This window comes from Clostridium sp. 1001270J_160509_D11, assembly GCF_015667935.1.
Classification (GTDB): Bacteria; Bacillota; Clostridia; order Peptostreptococcales; family Peptostreptococcaceae; genus Intestinibacter.
Window position 1 is genome coordinate 1 of sequence record NZ_JADPET010000023.1, and the last position, 24,702, is coordinate 24,702.

Below are 24,702 nucleotides of genomic sequence, written 5' to 3' on the forward strand. Positions count from 1 at the left end.
GTGCTCCTGGTCTTGGAATATTAGCATGGATTATAGCAGGTATAATGACAATAACTGCAGGTCTTACTGCTGCAGAAATATCAGCTGCTATCCCTAAAACAGGCGGAATGATGGTATATATTGAAGAGATATACGGTAAAAAGTTAGGGTTCTTAACAGGTTGGATGCAAACAGTACTATTTTTCCCAGCTACAGCAGCTGCTATAGCAGTTATGTTTGGGCAACAAGCTGCATTACTTTTAAATAATTCTTCTTTAGTAATGCCGATGTCTATTGGAGTAATACTATTAATAGGAATATTAAATACATTCGGTTCTAAAACAAGTGGAGCTATACAAACAGTATCTACTGTATGTAAGTTAATTCCTCTTGGATTAATAATAGTATTTGGATTTATAAAAGGGAGCGGAGATAACCCAATAATGAATCCTTTAGTAGCTGAAGGAATAAGACCAATGGGTATTATAGGTCAGTTACTTGTTGCAATACTATTTGCTTACGATGGATGGATAAACGTAGGTGCTCTTGCTGGAGAAATGAAAAATCCAGGCAAAGATTTACCAAAAGCTATAATAGGTGGGTTATCTATAGTAATGGCTATTAATGTAGTTATAAACTTAGCATACTTATGGGTATTACCTGCAAGTGAATTAGCTCAATACGCTTCACCAGCATCTATAGTAGCTGAAAAAATATTTGGGCCTGTTGGTGGTAAATTAATAAATGTAGGTATATTAGTATCAGTATTTGGATGTCTAAACGGATATCTTTTAACTGGACCAAGAATACCTTACACATTAGCTAATCAAAAACTTTTACCAGCTACGTTTGGTAAATTAAATAAAAATGGAGTTCCTGCAAATGCAACTCTATTTATGGTCGTACTTTCTGTGATATATGCATTATCAGGACAATTTAACTTATTAAGTGATTTATCTATGTTTGCTATATGGGCATTCTATACATTAACATTTATAGGTGTTATAAAACTTAGAAAAACTCAACCTGATTTAAAAAGACCTTATAAGGTTCCATTCTATCCAATAATACCAATAATATCTATTTGTAGTGGTTTATTCGTTGTAATAGATCAACTATTCTTAGCTGGTATGAAAAGTTCGATGATTTCTCTAGGTGGAATTATAATAACATTAATAGGATTACCTGTGTATGCAGTTATGACTAAGAAAAAACCAGAATTAGAAGAAGAAAATAAAGCATCATAATAAAAAAGGATACTATGATTAGTATCCTTTTTTGATTTTATATTCATTTAATAATTTTATAAATTCAGGCTCTTTTTTTAAAAAGCCTATTTCATCACTATATTCAAGTTCTTTAATTATGTTATTTATAAAAATTTGTCCAAATTTATTATCGCTATAATTAGATTTTGGGTTATTATAAATATGTTTATAAAGTGGTGAGTCATTTAATGTCCAAGGATTTTTAATAGAATTGAACATAGATTTTAATGTATCTATAATCTTTTTTGTGTCTTTGGTTTCCATGGCTATTTGATAGTCGCCAACATATTTATTATAGTCCCATAAATTATATATTTCAGTTGTTTGTTTTATTTTGTTTGAATAAATTAGTGCATAATCAAATTTATTTTGTTTCAAAGTGATATCAAGCAAATTAAGTAGAGAGCTTTGGATTGAGTTAGCCATAAAAATAATTTCTTTTTCTAAAATTTCGCAAGCATCATTTAATTTATCTTGACTAATATATAAATTTGCTTGAAATTGCTTTTTATTAATTGATATATTGGGTAATTTATCAATTAACATTTGCGCACTGTCGTAATCTTTTCTCTGAATATATTTAGAGATTAATAATGAATTTATATTATTTGCAAGTTCTAAGTCATCACAGTTGCTTACACGAATAAAGAGCTTTTCAATTTCATTTTCGTATTTATCTTTATCATTTACACAATACAAAGACAAAGCACCTTGCAAGAAAGATGAAACTGAATAAATTAATTTATAGCAGTTTGGATAATCATATATTTTATCTATTGCTACTTTAAAGGCACAATCATATCCTTTTGTTTCAACAATAGTAGCTAAATCATTTGTAAAATTTCCAATCTCATAATCATTAAGCTCATCATTAAATGATAGTAGAGTATTTAAATCTACTCTTAATAACCTAGCCAAAGGGGGCAAAAGCGTAATATCTGGGTATGAGTTCCCCTTTTCCCACTTATTAACTGCTGGAGTTGTTACACCTAAATACTCAGCTACTTGCTCTTGGGTAAGGTTTAATTCTTTCCTTTTTAATTTTATAATTTCGTTTATTTTCATTTTTTTACCTCAAATTTAAAATTTGGATCCATACTTAAATAGTAGCAATTTTAATTAGTAAATACAATTGAAGTATAGTTAAGTAAAATTTAATAATTTTAACTGATAGTTAATTTTTTGATTGAATTAGTTTACATTAATAATCTAACTTTTAAAAATTATCTTATATCCATTAAATATTCTTTATACAACTTCCATGTATTATCTTCCCATTTAAATACGCTAACATTGTCGAATTTACAATCAAAATCACAAGGGATATTATTTACATATTCCCAAAGCTCGTGATATATTTTTTGAATTTTTTTCGATGAAATTGTAACATGAAAAACTTTATCTTTATAATCGTGATTTTTAAAGTGTATATAAGGAAGCTTTTCTAATTCTTCTATAAGTTTATCATGCAAAATCTTACACTCCTTGCTCATATGTACGTCCATATAGACTACCCTGTTGTCGAAGTGATTATATCCCTTTATTTTGTAATCTTGGGCTTTGTAATTTTGTGCAAAATCTTGTAAAACTTTGTCCAAATCAGAAATATCATCAGCCTCAAATGGAGCTTTTATTGTAAAGTGTGCAGGCAGTTTAGACGACTTTGCACCAAGTTTTTCAAAGACTTCTTTTCTTAAATTGTTGTTAAAATTGCCAGCAGGACCTTTAACAACGCTTACTATTACATATCTCAAAATATCATCTCCAATTATTAAAATTATCTGTAGTATATATTAAAAAATGTGTGAAATCAAGGAGAAGAAATTTTAAAATCAAAAAGATTAATTTTCTAACTTGATACATATATCAAAGTGATACATACTATAAATATAGATGAGTTTTATACATGGGGGAAAATAATGAATAATATCAAATTAGGATTTTCATGGATCGGATTAATTGTATTTTTATTGCCTATGCTTATAAATATTGTGTATGTAATTTTGCCACCGAAAAACGCACCGACGACACAACAAGAAACTAATAAAATACTAGAGATAATAGAACAATCTACAAGAATATTATATATGTTGGCGATTGTATTTTTAGTATGTAAAGAAAAAGTGGACTTTACAAGTATCTGGATGTTTGTAGGTTTAATGTTTCTTACTTTATATTATATCGTATGGTTTAGATATTTTTTAGGCGGGCGTGATATAGAATTGCTAGGTAAACCGTTTTTATTTGTACCTATGCCGCTTGCCGTTTTCCCGGTGATTTATTTTATTTGTTCAGCAATTTGGTTAAATAACTATATAGCAGTTTTATTTATGATAATCTTTGGAATCGCTCATAATATAATTTCATACAAGTCATTTTAAGAATAGAAAATAAAAAGTGAACTATATAAGTTGTATTCATATTATAAAAAGTTAAAAAGAAAGGGGAATAAATAAATGTTAAATGATAAAAAACTAAAAATAACGTCTCCATCATTTGAAAATAATTATATGATGCCCAAAAAGCATACAGGATTTGGGGAAGATATCTCACCGGCTTTTAAAATCGAAAATATGTCACATAAAGCAGTTTCAATAGCAATTATTATGGATGACTTAGATGTAGTATTTTCAAATGAGTATAATCACTGGTGCATATGGAATATTCCAAAGACAAATGAGATAGCAGAAAATATCCCATATGGAAAAACTGTGCCTATATTGGGAAATGCAGTGCAAGGTGTCGGATATGGAAAAAATAGATATAGGAGGCCGAAACAGCCTATATTTATAAGAAATATTCATAGATATATTTTTAGGATTTTTATACTTGATACATTTATAGACTTAGACTCCAATTCGAATAAAGATGATTTGATGAAGGCTATGAGTGGGCATATTTTACAAGAAGGAAGTATTACAGGGAAATATAAAAGATAGACAATAAAAAGATATAGGACTATTTATAATATTTAAATTATCATATTTAAAGTCCTATATCTTTTTCATTTATATCTAATATTTTATATACAAATATACATAATAATAACTATTAAAAAACTATCTAACTGGAGTATAATCTAATTTTGACTCTTCATCAGTTCTCTCAATCTTAAAAATAACAGGTCTTATTCCATCATTACAAGAGCAGATTGCGACACCTTCTTTATCGATCCAATCTATATAATAGAAAATATCACATCCATGAGATAGTGCAAATACATATTGATACATAGCCTTCCACGCTTCATCACATAAGCCCTATGGTTTTGCATAATCTCCATAAAAACCATCTCCTACTTTATGCATTGGACATTTGCCAAGGTTTTTACACCCGTATTCTTTTGCTAAATCTTCATGAAATGTTGTTTTTAAAACTTCTATCTTACATTTTTTCATACTTAAAATCCTCATTATGGTTTTAGTTGAATTAATTATACTAATTGTTTTATATTATGTAAGTATGTACTTTTTTGTAAGGTACTAACCTAATTGTAAGTATAGAGGTGATAAAAATGAGTATGGAAGAATTTACAGATAAGGATTTAAAAGATATTAAAGGTGTGAGATATCAAAATAATATCGACGGAAGTTGGATTAGTGAAAAAATTATAGATAAAGATGGAAAAGATATTACAGATAGAGTAAGAGAAGCTGAAGATTTCTTGCTAAAAAATAGCTTTTAATTAGATTTTTATATGGTCATCTCAAATAAACTTAAATTAAAATTCCTAAGTTGAAGATAGTTTATTTGAGATGACCATGTTATTTATTTGATATATTTAATTATACATACCATGTTGATGCATATAGTCGTAAATCTTTTTGCCGTGTCCTTGTTCTTCTGTTTGAATATGATTTAATACCTTTCTTATGTTTTCATCTCTAAATTCAAAAATAGATGTATTATATGTAGCTGAAACGTATTTTTCCATTGATAGACCGTCTTCACATAGCAATTTGTCGGTTTCGTTGTAATTTGCCTGCATATTTATTGGTGTTTGGCTTTGTAGATTGCCTAAATTAAATTGTGACTGAGTATTTTGTTGAGTTTGTTGTCCTTGTTTACTTTGATTTTGTTCTACATTAGGTACAGTTCCGCTCAAAATTTGGTTTATTGTATCTAAGTGTTCTTGCTCTTTTGATGCTAGTGAGCTAAATAAGTTTTTAAGTTCTGGACAAGAAGCTTTTTCGGAATGTTCTTTGTATTTTGCGACACATAGGGCTTCTTGAGTTTTTGCGTCTTCTAAAAGATATCTTTCTTTTGTATCTAAATTTACCATTTTATCACCTCAATAGTATTTTGTATAAAATTATTAAAAATATTCATATAAACTTGTATTTTTTAACAAATAAAAGAATTTATAATGTCACTTTTTGGCGATATTTTTTATAAGATATTAATAAGAAGTATTATACCTTGTGTTAAATTTTAAAAAGAAAGAGTAAGTGTTTGATAAAATATTAACTAATTTGAAAGGTATATTAAGAAGGTGATAAAATGCCAACAAAAGTGTGGGGGATTGATGTAAGTAAGTACAATCACCCGATAGACTGGAAAAAGGTTAAAGATGCAGGTGTTAAATTTGCAATTTTGAGAATTGGTTTTGCAAGCACATCAAACAGAAATAATCTAAATTTAGACTCATATTTTGAAGAATTTTATAAAGGAGCAAAAGCAGTAAATATGCCAGTTGGTGGCTATTTTTACTCAAGATGTAACAGTGTAAGCACTGCTAAAAAAGAAGCAGAGTTTATATTAAATGCTATAAAAGGCAAACAATTTGAATACCCAATTTGGCTTGATGTAGAAGATCAAAAAACTCTACAATCAGTGAGCAGAGCAAATATGACAAAGGCAGTTGTAACTTGTTTAGAAGAGATACAAAATGCGGGATACTATGTAGGTATATATTCAGGTAAATATATATTAAGAGACAATTTAATAGACAGTGAATTGAAAAATTACGCCCACTGGATAGCTCAGTATGCTTCACGCACAACTTATACAACTTATAAGATAGCAATGTGGCAATTTGGAGGCGAAGTAAACTACTTGACAAACAAGAAAGTACCAGGAGTAAGTTCTAATGCAGTTGACCAAAACTACTGCTATAAAGACTATCCAACGATAATTAAAAAATTAGGTCTAAATGGATTTAAATCTAGTGATAATGAAAAAACTGAGGACACTTCAAAAAACAAATCAAAAATAAATAAAATAACAACTAATTATATAAAAGTTAAAATACCATTTTATCTCAAAACTTTGACAAAAGTAAATATTAGAAAATTACCTAGCATGGACTCTGCAATAATATATACAGCTCCGAGAGCTGGTATACAATATCGTATAACAAGTATTTCGTCAAATGGTAAATGGGGCTATGTACCATATAGAAAAGGATGGATTACATTAAATAAAAAGTACGTACAAAAAGTCTAGATAATTAAAAACTTATGAGCAAGCTAGAAGGTGATAAAACCTTCTAGCTTATTATTTTACTTATATAAAGCTTAGCCTTAAAAAAATAAACGTCACCTTTAAAGTATTTTGATAAGATGAATATTTGATGGAGTTTGTTATATAGATGGATTCAAAGTAGATTACTGTGAATATAATAGATTTATATAATAGATTAGTTATTTGTTCCGAGTTACGGTCAGTTTGGTTCTGACTGTGGTCAGTTTAGTGTTGTTTTTGATGAAAAAGCTGTTACTTTAGAGTAGACCCCTGTTGATTTTTTGACGACATATGTATTCAAAAACAACATGGGTCTACTCTAAAGCAAAGGGTGTTGACTCTAAATACGAATGAGTCTACTTTAAAGCAAAGGGTGTTGACTCTAAATACGAATGAGTCTACTTTAAAGCAAAGGGTATTGTCTCTAAAACAAAAGGATATAGTTTAAATTAGATATATTCCATATCCTGATTAGAATTAATATCATCAAAATTATTATTGCTAGAGGCAGTTTCAAATCTGTAAAGCTCACCAAAATTATCACCTAGAGTATAATAAGAATACTTCCCACCACAGCAGACAGTTTTCTTCTTTAATATATCTAAGTCACAAATATGTCTAAGTCTTTTATAAACAGCGTCCTTTTTTATGTAAAGAAGTGGCATATCATCCACTATACCTTGATAAGAAACCCAGTAATACCTCTCACCATCAAGAGTCATAGTACGCATACGACCAGACTCCATAAAATCCACAATCCATCTAAGTATATATAAATCCGTCGTATCAAGTCCAAATTCCAAAGCAGCCTGTTGAGAAAATCCACACATAGTAAATTTCATAATAATCAACCCCTTGTATGTAAATTTAGAGAACGTAGAAATGTTTTATTGGATATGTATTTGATTTGTTCGTTTAGTTAATTATTCTCTTAATTAATTATATCTTATAATGGTTGAAAAATCTTAGAAAAAGGGATTTTATATATCTAATTTTAATAGGTTTATTTGATGTATCATTAGTAGGTGGAGAAAGTTATTTACAGAACAAATTTCAAACTTCCTATTTTACTTCATACAAGCCCTTATAAACTCAACAGGAACATCCATACGCCCTGCAACCTCATCAGGCGTCATACCGCTATCCCAAAAACGCCTACAAATCACTTTTATATTTTCGCCTACCTCAATAATATGCTTATCTATAAAGCTATCAAAATCATCTTCTTCAAAGTAGATTTCAAAGTTATTGCTACCAAAGGAAATTTCGTCTGTACCTATAAAGTCTTTATACGTTTCAAGTGTTTGTAAACTCAATCCACCGGTTAAAGTTTTGTTTGCTCCAACTTCATTTTCTCATATTTTTCATTTATATTATAATGGTAGCATAGTATTTGAAAGGTTTAAAATAAAGTGTTTATGTTAAAGCTATAAATTATTTAAAATAAAATTCAAAAAATATCAAATTGATATTGAAATTTCCACCAATATGTCTTATCATTATACCTATAGGGGGTATTTTTAAATCCCTAAAACATCTTAAAACATATATTAACAAAATATAAAAGAGATGTTTAAAACGCGCAAATTTTGTAAACAATAAAAATAAGGAGGATTATCTCATGAGCAATGTAGTAAAAGAGACATACAAAGTTGAAGGCATGACATGCGCATCTTGTGCCAATGCTGCTGAAAGAGCTGTTAGAAAGCTCGATGGTGTTGTAAAGCAAAATGTAAATCTAGCTACAGAAAAATTAACTGTAGAATTTGAAGATGATAAAGTCGACTATGATCAACTAGAAAAGGCGATTAGTAAGGCTGGGTATAAATTAATTAAAGAGGAAGAAAACATAAAGAAAATAGAGATGAAAGTCGGTGGCATGACTTGTGCTGCTTGTGCTAAGGCTGTAGAAAGAGTTACAAAGAAGCTTGATGGAGTTAAGGAATCTAACGTAAATATAGCTACTGAAAAGGCTGTCATTTCATATGATGAAAACAAAGTAAGTCTTGATGATATTAATCACGCTATTATAAAGGCTGGTTATGAACCTATTGAAGAATCTAATATCAAAAAAATCGAGCTTACTATTCATGGTATGACTTGTGCATCTTGTTCAAAAGCTGTAGAAAGAGTGACTAAAAAACTAGACGGTGTTGAGGATTCTAGTGTAAATCTTGCTACAGAAAAGGCGACTATTACTTATGATCCTACAAAAGTTAGACTTTCTCAAATCACAAAAGCTATTGAAAAAGCTGGATATGAGCCTATAACTGAAGAAAATAGAGAAAGTGTAGATGAAGACCAAAAAAGAAAAGATAAAGAAAGAGACACTTTATTTAGAAAGTTTATAGTTGCAATTTGTTTTGCAATACCACTATTTTATATAGCTATGGGACCTATGGTACCAAAGCCATTTGGACCTTGGCCAGTACCAAACATAATAAGTCCAGAGACACATATTATAAATTATGCACTTATACAAATTGTATTAGTTCTACCTATTATGCTTGTTGGTTATAAATTCTATATAAACGGATTTAAATCACTATTCCATGGAAGTCCCAATATGGACACATTAGTTGCAATCGGTACATCATCAGCATTTATATACAGTTTATATACTACTATAAACTTAATAAGAAATGCAGGTGTATCAATGGAGATGCATGTGTCTCATCACCACCAACTTTATTTTGAAAGTGCTGGTATAATAATTGCATTAATTCTTCTTGGTAAGTTTTTAGAATCTCGCTCAAAAGGTAAAACTTCTGAGGCTATTAAAAAACTTATGGGTCTACAACCTAAAACTGCGATAATTATGGTAGATGATAAAGAAGTTGAGGTTTCTATTGATGAAGTTTTAGTTGGAGATATTGTAGTTGTTAAACCTGGTGAAAAAATACCTGTAGATGGTAAAATCGTATTTGGACATACATCAATAGACGAGTCAATGCTTACTGGAGAGAGTATGCCTGTTGAAAAGACTGTTGGTGATAGCGTTACTGGTGCTAGTATAAACAAAAACGGTCTTATAAGATTTGAAGCTACTAAAGTAGGTAAAGATACTGTTCTTGCTCAAATTATAAAACTTGTTGAAGATGCTCAAGGGACAAAAGCCCCTATAGCAAAACTTGCAGATACTGTAGCAGGGTATTTTGTACCTGCTGTTATAACAATTGCTGTTGTAGCTGCATTACTTTGGGCTATTATAGGTAAAGAAAATACTACTTTTGTGCTTACAATATTTATATCTGTATTAGTAATAGCGTGTCCTTGTGCGTTAGGTCTTGCGACACCAACTGCGATTATGGTTGGTACTGGTAAGGGTGCCGAAAATGGAATCCTTATAAAAAGTAGTGTTGCATTAGAGCTTGCACATAAAGTAGACACAGTAATATTCGATAAAACTGGTACAATTACTGAAGGGAAGCCAAAGGTTACTGAGATTATAACTTATGGAAATTACGAAGAAGATTATATACTTAAATTAGCGGCATCAGCAGAAAAAGGATCTGAACATCCACTTGGTGAGGCTATTGTTAGATATGCAGAAGAAAAAAATATGAATTTAATTAATGTAGAAAAATTCAACTCAGTTACAGGAAAAGGTATAAATGCAGTAATAGATAATAAAAAAATCAACCTTGGTAATGTAAAAATGATGGAGGATTTAAATATATCTTTAGATATAGTTGAAAATAAATACGATGAATTAGCTAAACAAGGTAAAACACCTATGTTTATATCAATTGAAAATGAACTTGCTGGAATTATTGCAGTTGCAGACGTTGTAAAAGAAAGCAGTAAAAGAGCTGTAGAACTTTTACACAACTTAGGTATAAAAGTAGCTATGGTTACTGGTGACAACAAAAACACTGCACAAGCTATTGCCTCTCAAGTTGGTATAGATATAGTTTTAGCAGAAGTTCTTCCAGAAGATAAATCAAATGAAGTTAAAAAATTACAAGCTGAAGGAAAATTTGTGGCTATGGTTGGAGACGGTATAAACGACGCTCCTGCTCTTGCAGCAGCAGATATCGGTATAGCAATAGGTAGTGGTACTGATGTTGCTATTGAATCGGCTGATATTGTTTTAATGAAAAATGACTTAATGGATGTTCCAACAGCCATAAAACTTAGTAAAGATACGATCAGAAATATAAAACAAAACTTATTCTGGGCATTTGGATACAATACAATCGGAATTCCAGTTGCAGCAGGTGTTTTATATATCTTTGGAGGTCCACTTCTAAATCCAATGATAGCAGCGGCTGCTATGAGTTTAAGTTCTGTGTCTGTAGTATCTAATGCATTAAGACTTAGAAAGTTTAAACCATATAATTAAATATTTAATTAAAAAAATAGATTAATAAATAAATTAAACTATTTTATAAAGAATATTATCAATTTAAAATAAAAATTAGTGAATATTATTAAGATATAGGTTATTTAGTGTAAATTATACTAATTTCCTATATCTTTTTTAATTCTAAGGAAATTATATATTATCTGGTTTGTGGATAATACATAATTTCCAACCTATTAAATTTTAAGCAACGGAATCTCCGATTTGTTGGCGCCATGAACGAAGTGAATTTTAAGCAACGGAATCTCCGATTCGTTGGCGCCATGAACGAAGTGAATTTTATATATAATAAACAATATTAAATTGTATAGATTTGGTTGTATTTATTTTTGATTTTATATTTAAATATAATATATTAAAAAAATGTTTAGAAAAAAGGGCTTTTTTATTATATTTTTGGTATAATATAATGTACTAAAAACACAATAAAACAGTCAAAAAGAATTAAATAATTAAATTTTTAGAAATGATATTGTGTTATAATACTTTTAAAGGTAAATTTTAGTGAATATTTTATAATTTGTTAGGATAGTTATGGTTTGGTATTTAGAGTAGATTAATAATAAATTAGTCTTTTTGAAAATTTTAGGAGGTTGAAGATGGAAGCATATATATTAATAGTGCAAGAAGATTTTACAAGTCAACAATTATTAAAACAATTTTTGACCTCTAATGGTTATAATGTAGATTGTGCAGATGATGGTTTGGAAGGAATTCATATGTATAAAGAAAATGATTATGATTTAATTATTTTAGGTGTGAATCTTCCTAATTTAGATGGATTTTCTGTATGCACAATGATAAGAAGAGAATCTCAAATTCCTATTATATTTGTAACCAGAGCTAATACTGAAGAAGATCAAATTAGAGGGTTTGAATTGTTATGTGATGATTATATAACTAAGCCGTTTTCATATAAATTATTGTTAAAAAGAGTAGAAGCCGTTTTAAGAAGAGCGAAAATAGAACAAAAAGAATCATACATAGAATTTGAAAAGATTAAACTTAACTTAAAGACATATTCTGTTGAAATAGATGATGAATCAGTAGATTTAACATTAAAAGAATTTAAAATCTTAAAATCTTTAATTCAAAATTACCCGCAAGTTGTTACAAGAGAAAAATTATTAGATAGTATCTGGGGATACGATTATTTTGGAGATACTAGAATAGTGGATGCTCATATAAAAAATATAAGGAAAAAAATTAAATTGCCTTATATAAAAACAGTAAAAGGAATAGGATATACTCTTAAAAAAGATATTTAAATTTTATTAATCCTTATAAATATTTTATATTTTTTTTGGAAAAATAATAATATGAATAAGGAGGTAAATAAAATGACAAGTATAAAAAAACATATGGAAAATATGAAAGATGATGTAAAAGAGGGTATGCAAAAAGTCGGACATAGTATAAAAAATACGGCAAAAGATTTAAAACACGAAGCAAAAGGAGTGATTAACAACCTAGAAAGCAAAAAAGATGAAATGGTAGATGAATATAGAGAAGATGAATACCACAGAAAATTGAAAAAAGACATAGATAAAGAACTGAAAGATGAGGGGTTTAGAGGTAACTCTTTTAAATAAAATTTAATCCAATAATAGATTAGGTATTTAATTATTTTATGCAATTTTAAATATCATAAAAATAAAAATTTACAAAATGAAAACTATGAACTGAATTTGGATCAGTTCATAGTTTTTTTACTTCTAAGGAAATTATATATTATCTGATTTGTGGATAATGTATAATTTCCAACCTATTAACTAAAGCAACGGACGCAGTCGTTGGTGCAATGAGCGAAGCAATTTTTAAGCAACGGACGCAGTCGTTGGCGCCATGAGCGAAGCGATTTTTAAGCAACGGAATCTCCGATTCGTTGGCGCCATGAGCGAAGCGATTTTTAAGCAACGGAATCTCCGATTTGTTGGCGCTATGAGCGAAGCGATTTTTTATGCAATAAAATAGTAAAGTTAACAATATATAATTGTATCGATACAAATTCCTAAATGTATATAGTTTGTATTGGGATTATACAATACATTTAAAAATTGTATTATAATCTAAATATAATTTTTTAGGAGGTAAGATTGTGGAAACAACAAAAACAAATAAGAATGTATCGATAAAAACAAGAAATTTAGTGACATCAGCATTATTAGCAGCAATAATATGTTTAGTTACAGGACATATACTACATATACCTACAGTAAATGGTGGATATGCACATATAGGAGATTCAATAATATATTTAAGTGCAGCAATTCTTCCACTACCTTACGCTATGGTTTGTAGTGCAATTGGCGCAGGTCTTGCAGATTTAACATCAGGTGCTTTTATATGGGTAGTACCTACATTAATGATAAAACCAATTATAGTTTTACTTTTTTCAAGTAAAAGCGACAAAATACTTACTACAAGAAATATAGTAGCTGCATTTTTAGCAGGTATAATAGGAACAGTACTTTATATGTTTGTACAAGGTTTAATGTTTGGAAATATGGCAGTAGCATTTGCGATAACTGCAGTTGGAATGATTCAACCAATAGGAAGTTTTATAGTATTTATAATCTTAGGAATAGTTTTAGACAAAATCAACTTTAAACAATTTTTTGATAGATAAAGATAATAAAGTATAAAAAAGGTGTATAATAAATTTATACAGTATAAAACTAAATTTTAAAATAGTAGATAGAGGGAGAGTATTATGACATTATTATATCCAATCGGAAATAGCTTATATGTAAATATAACAAATCTATGTTGTTGTAAATGTGTGTTTTGTGTAAGAGACATCACAGACAGCGTAGGAGGAAGTGATAGCCTTTGGTTAGATCATGAACCGACTATTGATGAGTTAAAAGCTGAGCTTGAAAAATTCAATTTAGACGAGTATGAAGAAGTTGTATTTTGTGGATATGGCGAACCACTTATGAGAATAAATGAGGTTGTAGAATTTGCAAATTACATAAAAACTAAGAAAAATATAAAAATAAGAGTAAATACAAATGGTCTTGCTGATTTAATTCACAAGAAAAAAACAGCAGTGCTTCTTAAAGATGCAATAGATGCAGTATCGATAAGTTTAAATGCACCAAATGAAGAAGTTTACTTAGAAGTTGCAAAACCAGCTTTTGGAATAAAATCATTTGATGCAATGCTTAGCTTTGCAAAAGACTGCAAAACTTGTATAAAAGAAGTATGTTTTTCAGTAGTTGATGAAATAACAGATGAAGAAATAAGACAATCACAAGAACTAGCTGACTCACTTGATATACCACTTAGAGTTAGAGTAAAAAATGGATAAAACAAATTATTTAAATGAAAATAGGGACTATAGTCCCTATTTTTTATGTTTATAAAAATTTTCAATAAGCATTAATAAATAAGCAATAATAAATAGGGAACAATAGATATCATATACAAAAGTATAGGTTTATTTAAGTCAAAAATACGAAATATATCCGAATGAAAAATAAAAATATATTAATTTTATTTGTCTTATTGACTTTTTTTATTAAATAATTTAAAATAATATTCGTAAATACGACTGACGAAAATTAACATCATAGGAGGTATCATTTTATGAACCAAAATGGAACATTCATGCAGAAGTTGTTTCCAATATTAACGAATAAAGAGATTGACAAGAAAACAGAGATGATGGCAGGGTTAACTACATTTTTAACAATGGCATACATAATAGCTGTCAATCCAAGTATATTATCAGAAACTGGGATGCCAGCTGGGGCTCTTGTAACATCTACTTGTCTAGGTGCTGCGATAGGGTGTTTTTTAATGGCTATATTAGCAAACATGCCGTTTGCACTTGCATCAGGTATGGGTCTTAATGCTTATTTTGCTTATACTGTAGTAATTGGTATGGGTGTAAGTTGGCACATAGCTTTAACAGCAGTATTTGTTGAAGGTATAATATTTATAATTTTATCATTATTTAAAGTTCGTGAAGCTGTAGTTAATGCTATACCTAAAAACTTAAAAATAGCAGTTTCAGGTGGTATAGGATTATTTATAGCTTTTATAGGATTAATAAATTGTGGTTTAGTAGTAAACAACGACTCAACATTAATAGAAATGGGTGAGTTTAATGTAGCGATTATAATAACTTGTATAGGTTTTATTGTTACAGCAGTTTTAAGTAAGAAAAATGTAAAGGGATCTATATTAATAGGTATAGTAATTTCTTCATTACTTGCTTGGGGATTTGCATTAATAAACCCAGAAGCAGCGGCTGCTTTAAAAATATATTTACCAAATGGAGTATTTAAATTTGAATCACCAGCTCCAATAATAAATAAATTAGACTTCAGCTATATAACTAATCCAGAAACTGCATTTAACTTTATAACTATATTATGTACATTCTTATTTGTAGATTTCTTTGATACTGTAGGTACTGTAGTTGGGGTTGCTTCAAAAGCAAATATGGTTGATGAAGATGGAAAAGTTAAAAATGTAGGTAGAGCTTTACTTGCAGATGCTTTTGCTACTACTATAGGTGCTTGGTTAGGTGTTACTACTGTAACAACATTTGTTGAAAGTTCTACAGGTGTTTTAGAAGGAGGAAGAACTGGATATACTGCTTTAACTGCAGGTGTATTATTCTTAATTGCTATGTTCTTCTCGCCAATATTTATAGCTATACCTTCTTGTGCTACAGCTCCAGCATTAATTTATGTTGGATACTTAATGCTAAGTGAAGTTAAGCATATAGAATTTGATAATATAACTGAAGGTGTTCCTGCATTTATAACAATAGCTGGAATGGCTTTAACTTACTCAATAGGTGATGGTTTAACATTAGGTGTATTATCTTATGTATTTATAAATTTATTATACAATTTAATAGCTAAAAAAGAAGAAAGAAAACATGTATCAGGTGTTATGATAACTTTAGCTATTTTATTTATACTAAAATTATGGTTTATGTAGTATAATAATACTAGAGCTTCTAGTATAATAGTATAAAAATAAGTGGTGCTTTTATACCAGTAGATAATTACTGTATGGAAGCGCCATTTTTATGTTATAATCTATTAGGAGATTTATAATATATGAAATTAAACTAGAAAAATTGGTAATAATTAAATATATAAAATTTTATATAGGTAAAGGAGAATTCATGAGAGAAGTAGAATTATTAGCTCCTGCTGGTGATTTAGAAAAATTAAAAATAGCTTTTATCTATGGTGCCGATGCCGTTTATATAGGTGGAGAAATATTTGGTATGCGTTCTGCTGCTAAGAATTTCTCAAAAGAGGACATGATAGAAGGTGTAGAATTTGCACACAGCATGGGTAAAAAAGTATTTGTAACAGTTAATATAATCCCTAGAAGCGAGGATTTAATTAGTTTAGCTGATTATATAAAAGAATTAGATGAAATAGGTGTCGACGCTGTTATAGTAAGTGACGCCGGTGTATTTAACATAGTAAAAAAAGCAGCTCCAAATATGGAAATACACATAAGTACTCAAGCGAGTACATCAAATTACGTAGCTGCAAACTTCTGGTACAATCAAGGTGCTAAAAGAATAGTAACTGCAAGGGAGATGTCTTTTGCAGAAACTAAAGAACTTAGAGAAAACACTCCAGAAGATATGGATATAGAATCATTTATACACGGAGCTATGTGTATGAGTTATTCTGGAAAATGCGTAATAAGTAACTACACTACAGGAAGAGATGCCAATAAAGGTTCTTGTGCGCAATCTTGTAGATGGAAATACAACTTAGTTGAAGAAAAAGACGGACAATATGAAAATGTATTAGACAATGAAGATTATCAATTCTTCTTCAATACAAAAGATTTATGCATGATTGAATATATACCAGAGATATTTGAAAGTGGTATAACAAGTTTAAAAATAGAAGGTCGTATGAAAACAGCTTACTATGTTGCTACAACTGTAAGAGCTTATAGAATGGCGATTGATGCTTATTATAAAGATCCAGAAAACTGGAAGTTCGATCCAATGTGGTTAGACGAACTTAAAAAAGGAAGTCACAGAGATTTCTCAACAGGATTTTTCCTAGATAGACCAGGTAAAAATTCAAACAACTACGAATCAGCTTCATATATAAGAAATTACGACTTTATAGGAATTGTAAGAGATGTTCTTGATGATGGATATATAATCGTAGAACAAAGAAATAAAATGTCTGTAAATGACGATATAGAAGTAATAGGGCCTTATAAAGAAACTATGTTTACAACTATTTTAGAAATGTACAACGAAGATGGAGAGCCAATAGAATCAGCTCCACATGCTAGACAAATAGTTAAGATGAAATTAGGAATTGAAGTTGATAAAAATTATATACTTAGAAAACCTATAATTAAGGGTTAGGGAGGCAAAATATGTTATTAGGAAGAAATAGTAAATGCTGGTGTGGCAGTGGCGAAAAATATAAAAAATGCCATATGGAATTTGATGAAAAATTAAAAGAATACGCTAAAGCTGGTTACCAAGTTCCTACTAGAGATATGATAAAAAATGAAGAACAAATTGCAAAGATAAAAGAAAGTGCTAAAATAAATACGGCAGTACTTGACGAAGTTGCAAAAAACATAAAAGCGGGAATGACTACAGATGAAATAAACACAATAGTTCACGATTTTACTGTTAAACATGGTGCAATACCTGCTCCACTTGGATACAGCGGATTCCCTAAAAGTGTTTGTACATCAATAAACGACCAAATATGCCACGGTATACCATCAGAAAATGATGTACTTAAAGAAGGAGATATAGTAAACGTAGACGTATCGACAATATTAGACGGATACTATTCAGATGCATCTAGAATGTTTATGATAGGCGAAGTTAGCGAAGAAGCAAAAAGACTTGTTGAAGTAACTAAAGAGTGTATGGAAATGGCTATAGCAAAAGTTAAACCTTGGACACCACTTGGAGTAATTGGAGCGACTATACAAGAACATGCTCACAAAAACGGCTACACAGTAGTTAGAGATTTCGGAGGTCATGGTATAGGTCTTGAGTTCCACGAAGATCCATTTGTATTCCACTATGGAAATGCAGACGAAGGAGTTCTTATGGTGCCAGGAATGATGTTTACTATAGAACCGATGATAAACCAAGGTGGATATGAACTTTATATAGACCAAGATAACGAATGGACATCTTATACAGAAGATGGTAAATTATCTGCTCAATGGGAAAACATGATATTAGTAACAGAAGACGGTTGCGAAATATTAACTTACTAATAATTTGTAAATAAAATAATTTATTAATAAATACAAAGTAATAAAAATATTTTATTTATATATAAAAGTTGTTAATAAATACAAATTAGTAACAAATCAAATGTTTTTAAATAAAAAACTCAGTAAAATGGAATTTTACTGGGTTTTTTATTATATTTAAGATAGATTTTAATCTATATTTTGGTATACTAGTAATATAAAGTTAAAATATAATTAAATAGAGGGGGGATTTTATATGTTTACAGTAGGAATTGTAATGATAGTTCTGGGGATAATTGGATTAATAGTATCGATAATTTTAATTATAACAGGGAAAAAAGAAGTAGTATATTATAATAGTGAGTATTTATTTGGAAATCAAGATGTAAATACATCAAATACCCAAAGGAAAACAAATACACAAAGAGTGTGTCCAAATTGTGGTCAAGTAATAGAGGAAGATGCTCTATTTTGTATTAAATGTGGCTATAAGCTATATTAAATTTAATAAGTTAGGGAGATTGATTAATTATGAAAATTTGTAAAAATTGTGGAAGTACAAATTCAAATGATTTGTACTATTGTAAAAATTGTGGAACGAGTTTAGGAGAGCCAATAAGGGAGCCTAAAAACAACAATTTAAAAATAGCGATACCATTACTAATTGCGAGTATTGTGTTGATAATAGGTGGAGTAGTGTTTTTAAGTCAAGATGGATTTAACTTTGGAAAAAATGATACAGCGTCTTTAGAACAGCAAGTAAATTCAGGCTCTGTTTCAAATAGTAATAATGATGAGTATAATACCAATAACGATGTTAACAGAGATAATGATAGTTATGCCAATAATGATATAAATGACTCAAGCAGTTATAGTAGTGACTATATTATTCCAGATAGCAACACAAGATACTTATCTAGAAGTGAACTTATGGGATATAGCAAAGAACAATTGGCATATATAAGAAATGAAATATTTGCAAGACATGGATATGTATTTGAAAAAGCAAAATACAGAAATTACTTCTTATCAAAACCTTGGTATACACCAGACTACAGTTTTAATTATGAATATGATTTAAATAGAGTCGAAAAGGCAAATGTCGATTTGATAAAAGAGTTAGAAAGATAACTTTTAGGTAATAATTCCCATGGTATGTAAAAATGAATAAAAACAAGATAAATGTGGTAAAATAAAAAGAAAATCTATCGGAGGGAAAAATGAAGTCAAAAGTAGGAATTATCGGTACCGGAATGGTTGGAATGAGTTATGCATACTCAATGGTAAACCAAGGTACATGTGAAGAGCTAGTCTTAATAGACATAAATAAAGAAAAAACAGAAGGTGAAGCGATAGACTTAAATCACGGTCTTAGTTTTGCTCCACGTAAAATGAAAATATATTCTGGAGATTACAGCGATTTATCAGACGCATCATTAGTTTGTATAACAGCAGGGCCTCCACCACTAGAAGGCGAAACAAGACTAGATACAATACATAAAAGTATAGCAGTAATGAAAAATATAATATCTAGTTTAAAACAATCAGAATTTAAAGGAATCATATTAATAGCTACAAATCCAGTAGATATTATGACTTATGCAGCATGGAAACTATCAGGTTTTGACAAATCAAGAGTAATCGGTTCAGGAACTACTCTAGATACAGCAAGACTTAGATCAGCACTTAGCGAAAAACTAAACGTAAACGAAAAAAACATACACGCTTACGTAATAGGAGAACACGGAGATTCACAATTTGTTCCTTGGAGTTATGCGCTTTGTGGTCCAAAACCAATATACCACTTTGCAGCCAAAAACAGAGGTATAACTTTTGATGATCTTACTGAAATTGAAGATGAAGTCAGAAATATCGCATATAAAATAATAAAAGCAAAAAGAGCGACTTACTATGGAATCGGTATGTCACTTGCAAGAATAACTAAAGCTGTACTAGACAACGAAAACAGTATACTTAGTGTATCTTCATATTTAGATGGAGAATACGGCCATGACGATGTATATATATCAGTACCAAGTGTTATAAATGAAAATGGGGTAAGAGAAGTTGTAGAACTTAGCTTAGACAAAGACGACAAGGCAAAATTCGATAGTTCGGTTAAAATAATGAAAGAAAATATAGCGAAACTTGATTTATAAAAAATAATTTATAAGTTTATAATAAGAAGCTTAGTTTAAAAAGTGTTACAAATATATTCTATTTAATGTATTTGTAGCACTTTTTATATTTATTAGATTTATAAGATAAGTAGCACTAATTTTTATTTAAAAATATTAATTCCCAGTAGGAAATAGTATTAAAAATTATAACGAAGCTAAGACTACATGATGTAACCCCTAATATAAAAATAAAGAATACATAAAATAAAAAATAATTGCAAAACCAAAAAATTAATAATATGGAAAAATATAAGTTGATAATGATTTTGTCAATTAGTTGATAATTAATATCAATGGTGATATAATAAAAATAAAGTGATAATGATTATCAATAAGGAGATTATTAATATGAGCATGAACAATAAATGTATAAACGATTGTGATAACGGAAGTTGTGGTAGTAAAAGTTGTGAAAATAAAACAAATTCATCATATATAAAAAGAATTATAAGATTGATTGGCCCTGTAATATTAGGGTCTAAGCCAGCTGAGATAGTAAATATACCAGGAGGGGCTGAAGATAAGGAGAGAAAATTAAAAGAGATAAAAGAGTTTTTTGAAGGATGCAAAAAGGTAAAATATGAAATTATAAACGTAAGTGATAACAGCAAAAGAGTACTGTTTATAAATGAAAAATCTATGAATAGATGCTTAAATGACAAAAAATGTAGAAACTTTTTAAGATTTTTAGGATATGCTAAAGAATACACTTTTGAAGATTATATGAAAGAGCTTGTGCTTAGATTAGAATCAGAAGAATTCCCACACGAAATAGGGATTTTCCTTGGATATCCGTTAAAAGATGTACTTGGATTTATGGGATATGGTAGAAAAGAATTTGTAGAAGTTTGTAGTTGGAGAATCTACGGGGATAAAGAACCTTCTTACAAAGTATACAATAGCTTTATGAGAGATAAAATGAAGATGCATGATCTTGTTGAAAAAATGTCTGTTAGCGAGTTAAAGGCTGTTATATAGGGAGAAATTATGAAATCATCAGGGGTAAATTTAAAAGACTCATTATGAAAACTAGCAAATAGACTATATTTGCTAGTTTTTTATATAATAAAAAATAATAATTATATGGATAAAAAATAAAAGGAAATTTGGATATTCATGTAGAATTTATAACAATTAATGATGAGAAAAGGGGGTAATGCGATGGATTCAGTAGCTGTAGATTATGAGTTACAAACTACATTACAAAAGCTAGAAAAAAATGAGTTGTTGGATTATGTTTCAGGGGTTATTCAACAACACTATTTAACTAAAAAGAATAAATACTTGCCTATTGAAGTTGAAGATGCATACAAAATAAAACAAATATTAAAAACTTGTCAACTTGAAGAAGAAATAGTTTTAAATGAAAAGCAATCTGTAAAACTTTTAGGAGAAATTGCAGAAGTTGGAGAAGAGGGGTATTGTTGTTCGCTTATCACTGGTAAAAATAACAATGTGTGTTTAATTCCTAATTGTGATAGTCCATTAGTATTAGGAGTATCTAATTTAAATCTAAAAAGCAGAATAAAATCTGCGTGCATTTATATGCAGAGATGGGGAAGTGTTTTAGAATTTGTCGACTTATCTGATTGTATAGAAGATAATGAAACAATATACATAGTAAATAAAATATCAAAAATAGGACAAGATGGTTATATATATAGATTATATAGAAATATAGAAAATAACAAAGACATACTTGAAAGAAAGAAACGATTGATAACAGAATTTGATGGTAAAATAATAAATTATTTAAATGAAGAATGGATTGTTATAAATGAAATAAAAAAACAAGATTTATATAATAAAGAAAAGGCAACTACTATACTTCATGATTTTATCCAGGATTTTATAAGATATGTATTCACGATAGATTCAATTGTAAAAAAATACTAATTTTAACTTTTAAAGGCACAATTAAAAAATAGTTATAATATGGTATAATATCTATTTGTAACTACAAAGGGAGGTATTATATCATGAAACATAATTACAAAAGTATTTTAGTAGAATACATAGGACTAATCACAGCATGTATAATAATGTCTGTAGGGCTGAATATGTTTTTAGTACCACACACTATTGCACCAGGGGGGCTTAGTGGTTTATCTGTTGTAATATCAAAACTTACTGGATTTTCAGTATCTAATATTTTATTTACAATAAGTACACCACTTTTACTTTTCTCTGTAAAAATTTTAGGTAAAAAAGATGCAATAAAGACATTTATAGGAATGGCTATTCTTACAATTATGCTTAAGATAACTGAGCCATTATCAGCAGTAACACCTACTGATAATACGCTTTTAGCAGCTATTTCAGGGGCAATACTTCTTGGGATATCTCTTGGAATATTATTTAGAATAGATGCATCAACTGGAGGAACAGATCTTATAGCGCTTATGCTAAATAGAGTTATACCAAGTATACCGGTATCAAAATGTTTAAGTATGATAGACGGTACAGTTGTAATTTTAGCGGGAATTGCTAATAAGAATTTTGAAACAGGTATTTATTCTGCAATTGCACTTTATATAATAGTAAAGATGATAGATACTATTACTTCGGGATTTGACTATGCAAAGGCGTTCTTTATAATAACTGAGAAAAAAGATATCTTACAAGAGGCTATTATAAGAGATTTAAGTAGAGGTGCTACTATATTAGATGCAAAAGGTGGTTATACTAATCAAGATAAAAACGTTATGCTAGTTGTTGTAAATCAGAAAAAACAAGAAGTCGCGCTTAAAAAAATGGTTAAAGAATTAGATGAAAAATCATTTATTATAGTTACTGATGTTTATGAAGTGCTTGGTAAAGGATTTAAATCGATTGATGTTTAAGATTAAGGCTGTATGGAGAATTCTCTGTATGGCCTTTTTTAATATAAAAGCGATACAACTTTAATTATATGTAATTTAGGTATAGATAAATCACCATAATAAGGTTATACTAATATATACAAAATAAAAAGTAAATTATTCAAAATAATTTTAATAAGTAAAATCGGAGGCAATATGAAAAGAACAGATTATATCTCATGGGACGAATATTTTATGGGAATATCATTATTATCAGGGATGAGAAGTAAAGACCCATCTACACAAGTGGGGGCTTGTATAGTAGACAGCGACAATAGAATAGTATCAATAGGATACAACGGATTTTTAAATGGATGTAGTGATGAGGATTTCCCTTGGGAAAGAGAAGGTGACTTTTTAAATACTAAATATCCTTATGTCGTTCATGCTGAACAAAATGCTATCTTAAATGCTCGCGGTAAAAACCTAGAAGGATGTAGAATTTATGTAAATCTATTCCCATGTCATGACTGCGCAAGAAATATTATTCAATCTGGAATTAAAAAGGTTTATTACTTAGAAGATAAATACAAAGATACAGATTCGATAAAAGCATCAAAATTCATGTTTGAAAAAGCAAAAGTTGAGTGTATTAGATTAAAACCTAGAACAGATAAGATTGAGATTTCTTTTAAGACACAAGATCAAGAATAGTTTAAACTCAGTATTATATAATAGATATTCTACATAAATATGTATAAACTTTTTATAAAACTCATAAAAAACACCACAATATGGATAATGGATATCCTGTTGTGGTGTTTTTGATTTGTATATAATGTACGTGAATGCATGAATTATTTTTAAGTAGTCAAAATTATAACCTCCGAGAATTTTGAGACTTTAACGAACATTATGTATAAAAATAAAGTTGAAAATATGGTATTGTTCGGAAATGTAAATGGTTATGAATTCAAATTGTTGAAAAACTATACATTAATGTAAATTGATTACTAAGTGCAAAAACTTATTGAAAGTAGTTCAAAAACATATTAAAATAAAGTGAATTAGGGAAAGAAAAATAAAAAATGCAAAGGGGATGACATAGAAAAGAGGAAAATAATGATATTAGGAAAAATAATTAGATCAGGAGGCTTAGTTGCATCAGGTGTTTTATTAGGAAGTTTATTGTCTTACAATTCTGAAAAAACAGAAATATTTAGCGGTATAGAATCTTTAAAAACTTCAGCAATAGAAGCTAAGAGTAATGAAGCGAAAATACTTGAACAAAAGAAAAAATTAGAGCAAAGTTTAACTGATTTAACTACAAATTTAGAAAATGCTAGAGAAAAAATAGAAGTACTAACTATAGAAAGAGATTCATACAAAGAAAGAATCGAAAGATTAGA

At 29.1% G+C, this 24,702-nt stretch carries 25 protein-coding genes and 2 pseudogenes; 21 read left to right on the forward strand and 6 right to left on the reverse strand.

The window, feature by feature from the left end; translation table 11 throughout:
• Positions 1 to 1,226: amino acid permease (locus I4U58_RS03920; RefSeq protein WP_195929741.1), on the forward strand; the 1,226-nt coding region annotated here is incomplete at its 5' end.
• 18 nt (positions 1,227 to 1,244) lie between these two features.
• Here I4U58_RS03920 and I4U58_RS03925 read toward each other — a convergent pair.
• Together I4U58_RS03925 and I4U58_RS03930 are read right to left on the reverse strand one after the other, a co-directional pair.
• Entirely contained in the window at positions 1,245 to 2,312 is a 1,068-nt protein-coding gene (locus tag I4U58_RS03925; protein WP_195929742.1) for a helix-turn-helix transcriptional regulator, read from the reverse strand.
• Between the two features lie 158 nt (positions 2,313 to 2,470).
• Positions 2,471 to 3,001, reverse strand: coding sequence for a 2'-5' RNA ligase family protein (locus I4U58_RS03930; RefSeq protein ID WP_195929743.1), 531 nt, complete (start codon positions 2,999 to 3,001; stop codon positions 2,471 to 2,473).
• 165 nt (positions 3,002 to 3,166) lie between these two features.
• Between I4U58_RS03930 and I4U58_RS03935 the strand changes: the two genes are divergently transcribed.
• Together I4U58_RS03935 and I4U58_RS03940 are read left to right on the forward strand one after the other, a co-directional pair.
• Positions 3,167 to 3,628, forward strand: coding sequence for a hypothetical protein (locus tag I4U58_RS03935; RefSeq protein ID WP_195929744.1), 462 nt, complete (start codon positions 3,167 to 3,169; stop codon positions 3,626 to 3,628).
• A gap of 75 nt (positions 3,629 to 3,703) precedes the next feature.
• Positions 3,704 to 4,186: a YbhB/YbcL family Raf kinase inhibitor-like protein gene (locus I4U58_RS03940; protein WP_195929745.1), complete on the forward strand. Its 483-nt coding sequence runs from the start codon at positions 3,704 to 3,706 to the stop codon at positions 4,184 to 4,186.
• 120 nt (positions 4,187 to 4,306) lie between these two features.
• Here the strand turns inward: I4U58_RS03940 and I4U58_RS03945 are convergent.
• Positions 4,307 to 4,645: pseudogene (locus I4U58_RS03945) on the reverse strand (TIGR04076 family protein).
• A gap of 116 nt (positions 4,646 to 4,761) precedes the next feature.
• Between I4U58_RS03945 and I4U58_RS03950 the strand changes: the two are divergent.
• Positions 4,762 to 4,932 carry a hypothetical protein gene (locus tag I4U58_RS03950; protein WP_195929746.1) on the forward strand — a complete coding sequence of 57 codons (171 nt, stop codon included), beginning with the start codon at positions 4,762 to 4,764 and terminating at the stop codon, positions 4,930 to 4,932.
• 96 nt (positions 4,933 to 5,028) lie between these two features.
• Here I4U58_RS03950 and I4U58_RS03955 read toward each other — a convergent pair whose 3' ends face one another.
• Entirely contained in the window at positions 5,029 to 5,529 is a 501-nt protein-coding gene (locus I4U58_RS03955; protein WP_195929747.1) for a spore coat protein, read from the reverse strand.
• A 218-nt stretch (positions 5,530 to 5,747) separates the two neighbouring features.
• Between I4U58_RS03955 and I4U58_RS03960 the strand changes: the two genes are divergently transcribed.
• The gene (locus tag I4U58_RS03960; RefSeq protein ID WP_195929748.1) at positions 5,748 to 6,692 is read left to right on the forward strand and encodes a glycoside hydrolase family 25 protein; all 945 of its coding nucleotides are present in this window, start codon (positions 5,748 to 5,750) and stop codon (positions 6,690 to 6,692) included.
• A gap of 467 nt (positions 6,693 to 7,159) precedes the next feature.
• On the opposite strand, the gene I4U58_RS03965 is transcribed toward I4U58_RS03960, so the two are convergent.
• Both I4U58_RS03965 and I4U58_RS03970 read right to left on the reverse strand, forming a co-directional pair.
• Entirely contained in the window at positions 7,160 to 7,552 is a 393-nt protein-coding gene (locus I4U58_RS03965; RefSeq protein WP_195929749.1) for a hypothetical protein, read from the reverse strand.
• Positions 7,553 to 7,777: 225 nt separating this feature from the next.
• Positions 7,778 to 8,078: pseudogene (locus tag I4U58_RS03970) on the reverse strand (hypothetical protein).
• Between the two features lie 253 nt (positions 8,079 to 8,331).
• On the opposite strand from I4U58_RS03970, the gene I4U58_RS03975 reads away from it, so the two are divergent.
• From I4U58_RS03975 to I4U58_RS04050, 16 genes are all read left to right on the forward strand, one after another.
• Complete coding sequence (locus I4U58_RS03975; protein ID WP_195929750.1) at positions 8,332 to 11,055, forward strand: heavy metal translocating P-type ATPase; 2,724 nt, start codon at positions 8,332 to 8,334, stop codon at positions 11,053 to 11,055.
• 620 nt (positions 11,056 to 11,675) lie between these two features.
• Complete coding sequence (locus tag I4U58_RS03980) at positions 11,676 to 12,344, forward strand: response regulator transcription factor (protein ID WP_195929751.1); 669 nt, start codon at positions 11,676 to 11,678, stop codon at positions 12,342 to 12,344.
• 72 nt (positions 12,345 to 12,416) lie between these two features.
• Positions 12,417 to 12,668 carry a hypothetical protein gene (locus I4U58_RS03985; RefSeq protein ID WP_195929752.1) on the forward strand — a complete coding sequence of 84 codons (252 nt, stop codon included), beginning with the start codon at positions 12,417 to 12,419 and terminating at the stop codon, positions 12,666 to 12,668.
• A 506-nt stretch (positions 12,669 to 13,174) separates the two neighbouring features.
• Entirely contained in the window at positions 13,175 to 13,705 is a 531-nt protein-coding gene (locus I4U58_RS03990) for a TIGR04002 family protein (RefSeq protein ID WP_195929753.1), read from the forward strand.
• Positions 13,706 to 13,789: 84 nt separating this feature from the next.
• Positions 13,790 to 14,389, forward strand: a complete 600-nt coding sequence (locus tag I4U58_RS03995; protein WP_195929754.1) for a TIGR04100 family radical SAM protein — start codon at positions 13,790 to 13,792, stop codon at positions 14,387 to 14,389.
• 278 nt (positions 14,390 to 14,667) lie between these two features.
• On the forward strand, positions 14,668 to 16,035 hold the full coding sequence (locus I4U58_RS04000) for an NCS2 family permease (protein WP_195929755.1): 1,368 nt from the start codon (positions 14,668 to 14,670) through the stop codon (positions 16,033 to 16,035).
• Positions 16,036 to 16,225: 190 nt separating this feature from the next.
• Positions 16,226 to 17,452, forward strand: coding sequence for a U32 family peptidase (locus tag I4U58_RS04005; protein WP_195929756.1), 1,227 nt, complete (start codon positions 16,226 to 16,228; stop codon positions 17,450 to 17,452).
• 11 nt (positions 17,453 to 17,463) lie between these two features.
• Positions 17,464 to 18,333: a methionyl aminopeptidase gene (locus I4U58_RS04010; RefSeq protein WP_195929757.1), complete on the forward strand. Its 870-nt coding sequence runs from the start codon at positions 17,464 to 17,466 to the stop codon at positions 18,331 to 18,333.
• A 235-nt stretch (positions 18,334 to 18,568) separates the two neighbouring features.
• Entirely contained in the window at positions 18,569 to 18,814 is a 246-nt protein-coding gene (locus I4U58_RS04015; RefSeq protein ID WP_195929758.1) for a zinc ribbon domain-containing protein, read from the forward strand.
• A 29-nt stretch (positions 18,815 to 18,843) separates the two neighbouring features.
• Positions 18,844 to 19,443, forward strand: a complete 600-nt coding sequence (locus tag I4U58_RS04020; RefSeq protein WP_195929759.1) for a YARHG domain-containing protein — start codon at positions 18,844 to 18,846, stop codon at positions 19,441 to 19,443.
• An 89-nt stretch (positions 19,444 to 19,532) separates the two neighbouring features.
• Positions 19,533 to 20,471, forward strand: coding sequence for an L-lactate dehydrogenase (locus I4U58_RS04025; protein WP_195929760.1), 939 nt, complete (start codon positions 19,533 to 19,535; stop codon positions 20,469 to 20,471).
• 369 nt (positions 20,472 to 20,840) lie between these two features.
• Positions 20,841 to 21,470 carry a DUF3793 family protein gene (locus I4U58_RS04030; protein WP_243269554.1) on the forward strand — a complete coding sequence of 210 codons (630 nt, stop codon included), beginning with the start codon at positions 20,841 to 20,843 and terminating at the stop codon, positions 21,468 to 21,470.
• A gap of 183 nt (positions 21,471 to 21,653) precedes the next feature.
• Complete coding sequence (locus I4U58_RS04035; RefSeq protein ID WP_195929761.1) at positions 21,654 to 22,388, forward strand: hypothetical protein; 735 nt, start codon at positions 21,654 to 21,656, stop codon at positions 22,386 to 22,388.
• Positions 22,389 to 22,471: 83 nt separating this feature from the next.
• Positions 22,472 to 23,335 (forward strand): YitT family protein, encoded by an 864-nt coding sequence (locus I4U58_RS04040; protein ID WP_195929762.1) that lies wholly within the window; start codon positions 22,472 to 22,474, stop codon positions 23,333 to 23,335.
• Between the two features lie 174 nt (positions 23,336 to 23,509).
• Entirely contained in the window at positions 23,510 to 24,007 is a 498-nt protein-coding gene (locus tag I4U58_RS04045) for a dCMP deaminase family protein (RefSeq protein ID WP_195929763.1), read from the forward strand.
• Positions 24,008 to 24,415: 408 nt separating this feature from the next.
• Positions 24,416 to 24,702: hypothetical protein (locus I4U58_RS04050; protein WP_195929764.1), on the forward strand; the 287-nt coding region annotated here is incomplete at its 3' end.

What these genes read in the sequence shown, in the direction of transcription:
- I4U58_RS04025 (WP_195929760.1), top strand. Translation starts at nt 19,533, where the DNA reads ATGAAGTCAAAAGTAGGAATTATCGGTACCGGAATGGTTGGAATGAGT.
- I4U58_RS03950 (WP_195929746.1), top strand. Translation starts at nt 4,762, where the DNA reads ATGAGTATGGAAGAATTTACAGATAAGGATTTAAAAGATATTAAAGGT.
- I4U58_RS04010 (WP_195929757.1), top strand. Translation starts at nt 17,464, where the DNA reads ATGTTATTAGGAAGAAATAGTAAATGCTGGTGTGGCAGTGGCGAAAAA.
- I4U58_RS03975 (WP_195929750.1), top strand. Translation starts at nt 8,332, where the DNA reads ATGAGCAATGTAGTAAAAGAGACATACAAAGTTGAAGGCATGACATGC.
- I4U58_RS03980 (WP_195929751.1), top strand. Translation starts at nt 11,676, where the DNA reads ATGGAAGCATATATATTAATAGTGCAAGAAGATTTTACAAGTCAACAA.
- I4U58_RS03940 (WP_195929745.1), top strand. Translation starts at nt 3,704, where the DNA reads ATGTTAAATGATAAAAAACTAAAAATAACGTCTCCATCATTTGAAAAT.
- I4U58_RS04000 (WP_195929755.1), top strand. Translation starts at nt 14,668, where the DNA reads ATGAACCAAAATGGAACATTCATGCAGAAGTTGTTTCCAATATTAACG.
- I4U58_RS04020 (WP_195929759.1), top strand. Translation starts at nt 18,844, where the DNA reads ATGAAAATTTGTAAAAATTGTGGAAGTACAAATTCAAATGATTTGTAC.
- I4U58_RS04005 (WP_195929756.1), top strand. Translation starts at nt 16,226, where the DNA reads ATGAGAGAAGTAGAATTATTAGCTCCTGCTGGTGATTTAGAAAAATTA.
- I4U58_RS03955 (WP_195929747.1), bottom strand. Translation starts at nt 5,529, where the DNA reads ATGGTAAATTTAGATACAAAAGAAAGATATCTTTTAGAAGACGCAAAA.
- I4U58_RS04030 (WP_243269554.1), top strand. Translation starts at nt 20,841, where the DNA reads ATGAGCATGAACAATAAATGTATAAACGATTGTGATAACGGAAGTTGT.
- I4U58_RS04015 (WP_195929758.1), top strand. Translation starts at nt 18,569, where the DNA reads ATGTTTACAGTAGGAATTGTAATGATAGTTCTGGGGATAATTGGATTA.
- I4U58_RS03925 (WP_195929742.1), bottom strand. Translation starts at nt 2,312, where the DNA reads ATGAAAATAAACGAAATTATAAAATTAAAAAGGAAAGAATTAAACCTT.
- I4U58_RS03965 (WP_195929749.1), bottom strand. Translation starts at nt 7,552, where the DNA reads ATGAAATTTACTATGTGTGGATTTTCTCAACAGGCTGCTTTGGAATTT.
- I4U58_RS04035 (WP_195929761.1), top strand. Translation starts at nt 21,654, where the DNA reads ATGGATTCAGTAGCTGTAGATTATGAGTTACAAACTACATTACAAAAG.
- I4U58_RS03960 (WP_195929748.1), top strand. Translation starts at nt 5,748, where the DNA reads ATGCCAACAAAAGTGTGGGGGATTGATGTAAGTAAGTACAATCACCCG.
- I4U58_RS03995 (WP_195929754.1), top strand. Translation starts at nt 13,790, where the DNA reads ATGACATTATTATATCCAATCGGAAATAGCTTATATGTAAATATAACA.
- I4U58_RS04045 (WP_195929763.1), top strand. Translation starts at nt 23,510, where the DNA reads ATGAAAAGAACAGATTATATCTCATGGGACGAATATTTTATGGGAATA.
- I4U58_RS03935 (WP_195929744.1), top strand. Translation starts at nt 3,167, where the DNA reads ATGAATAATATCAAATTAGGATTTTCATGGATCGGATTAATTGTATTT.
- I4U58_RS04040 (WP_195929762.1), top strand. Translation starts at nt 22,472, where the DNA reads ATGAAACATAATTACAAAAGTATTTTAGTAGAATACATAGGACTAATC.
- I4U58_RS03985 (WP_195929752.1), top strand. Translation starts at nt 12,417, where the DNA reads ATGACAAGTATAAAAAAACATATGGAAAATATGAAAGATGATGTAAAA.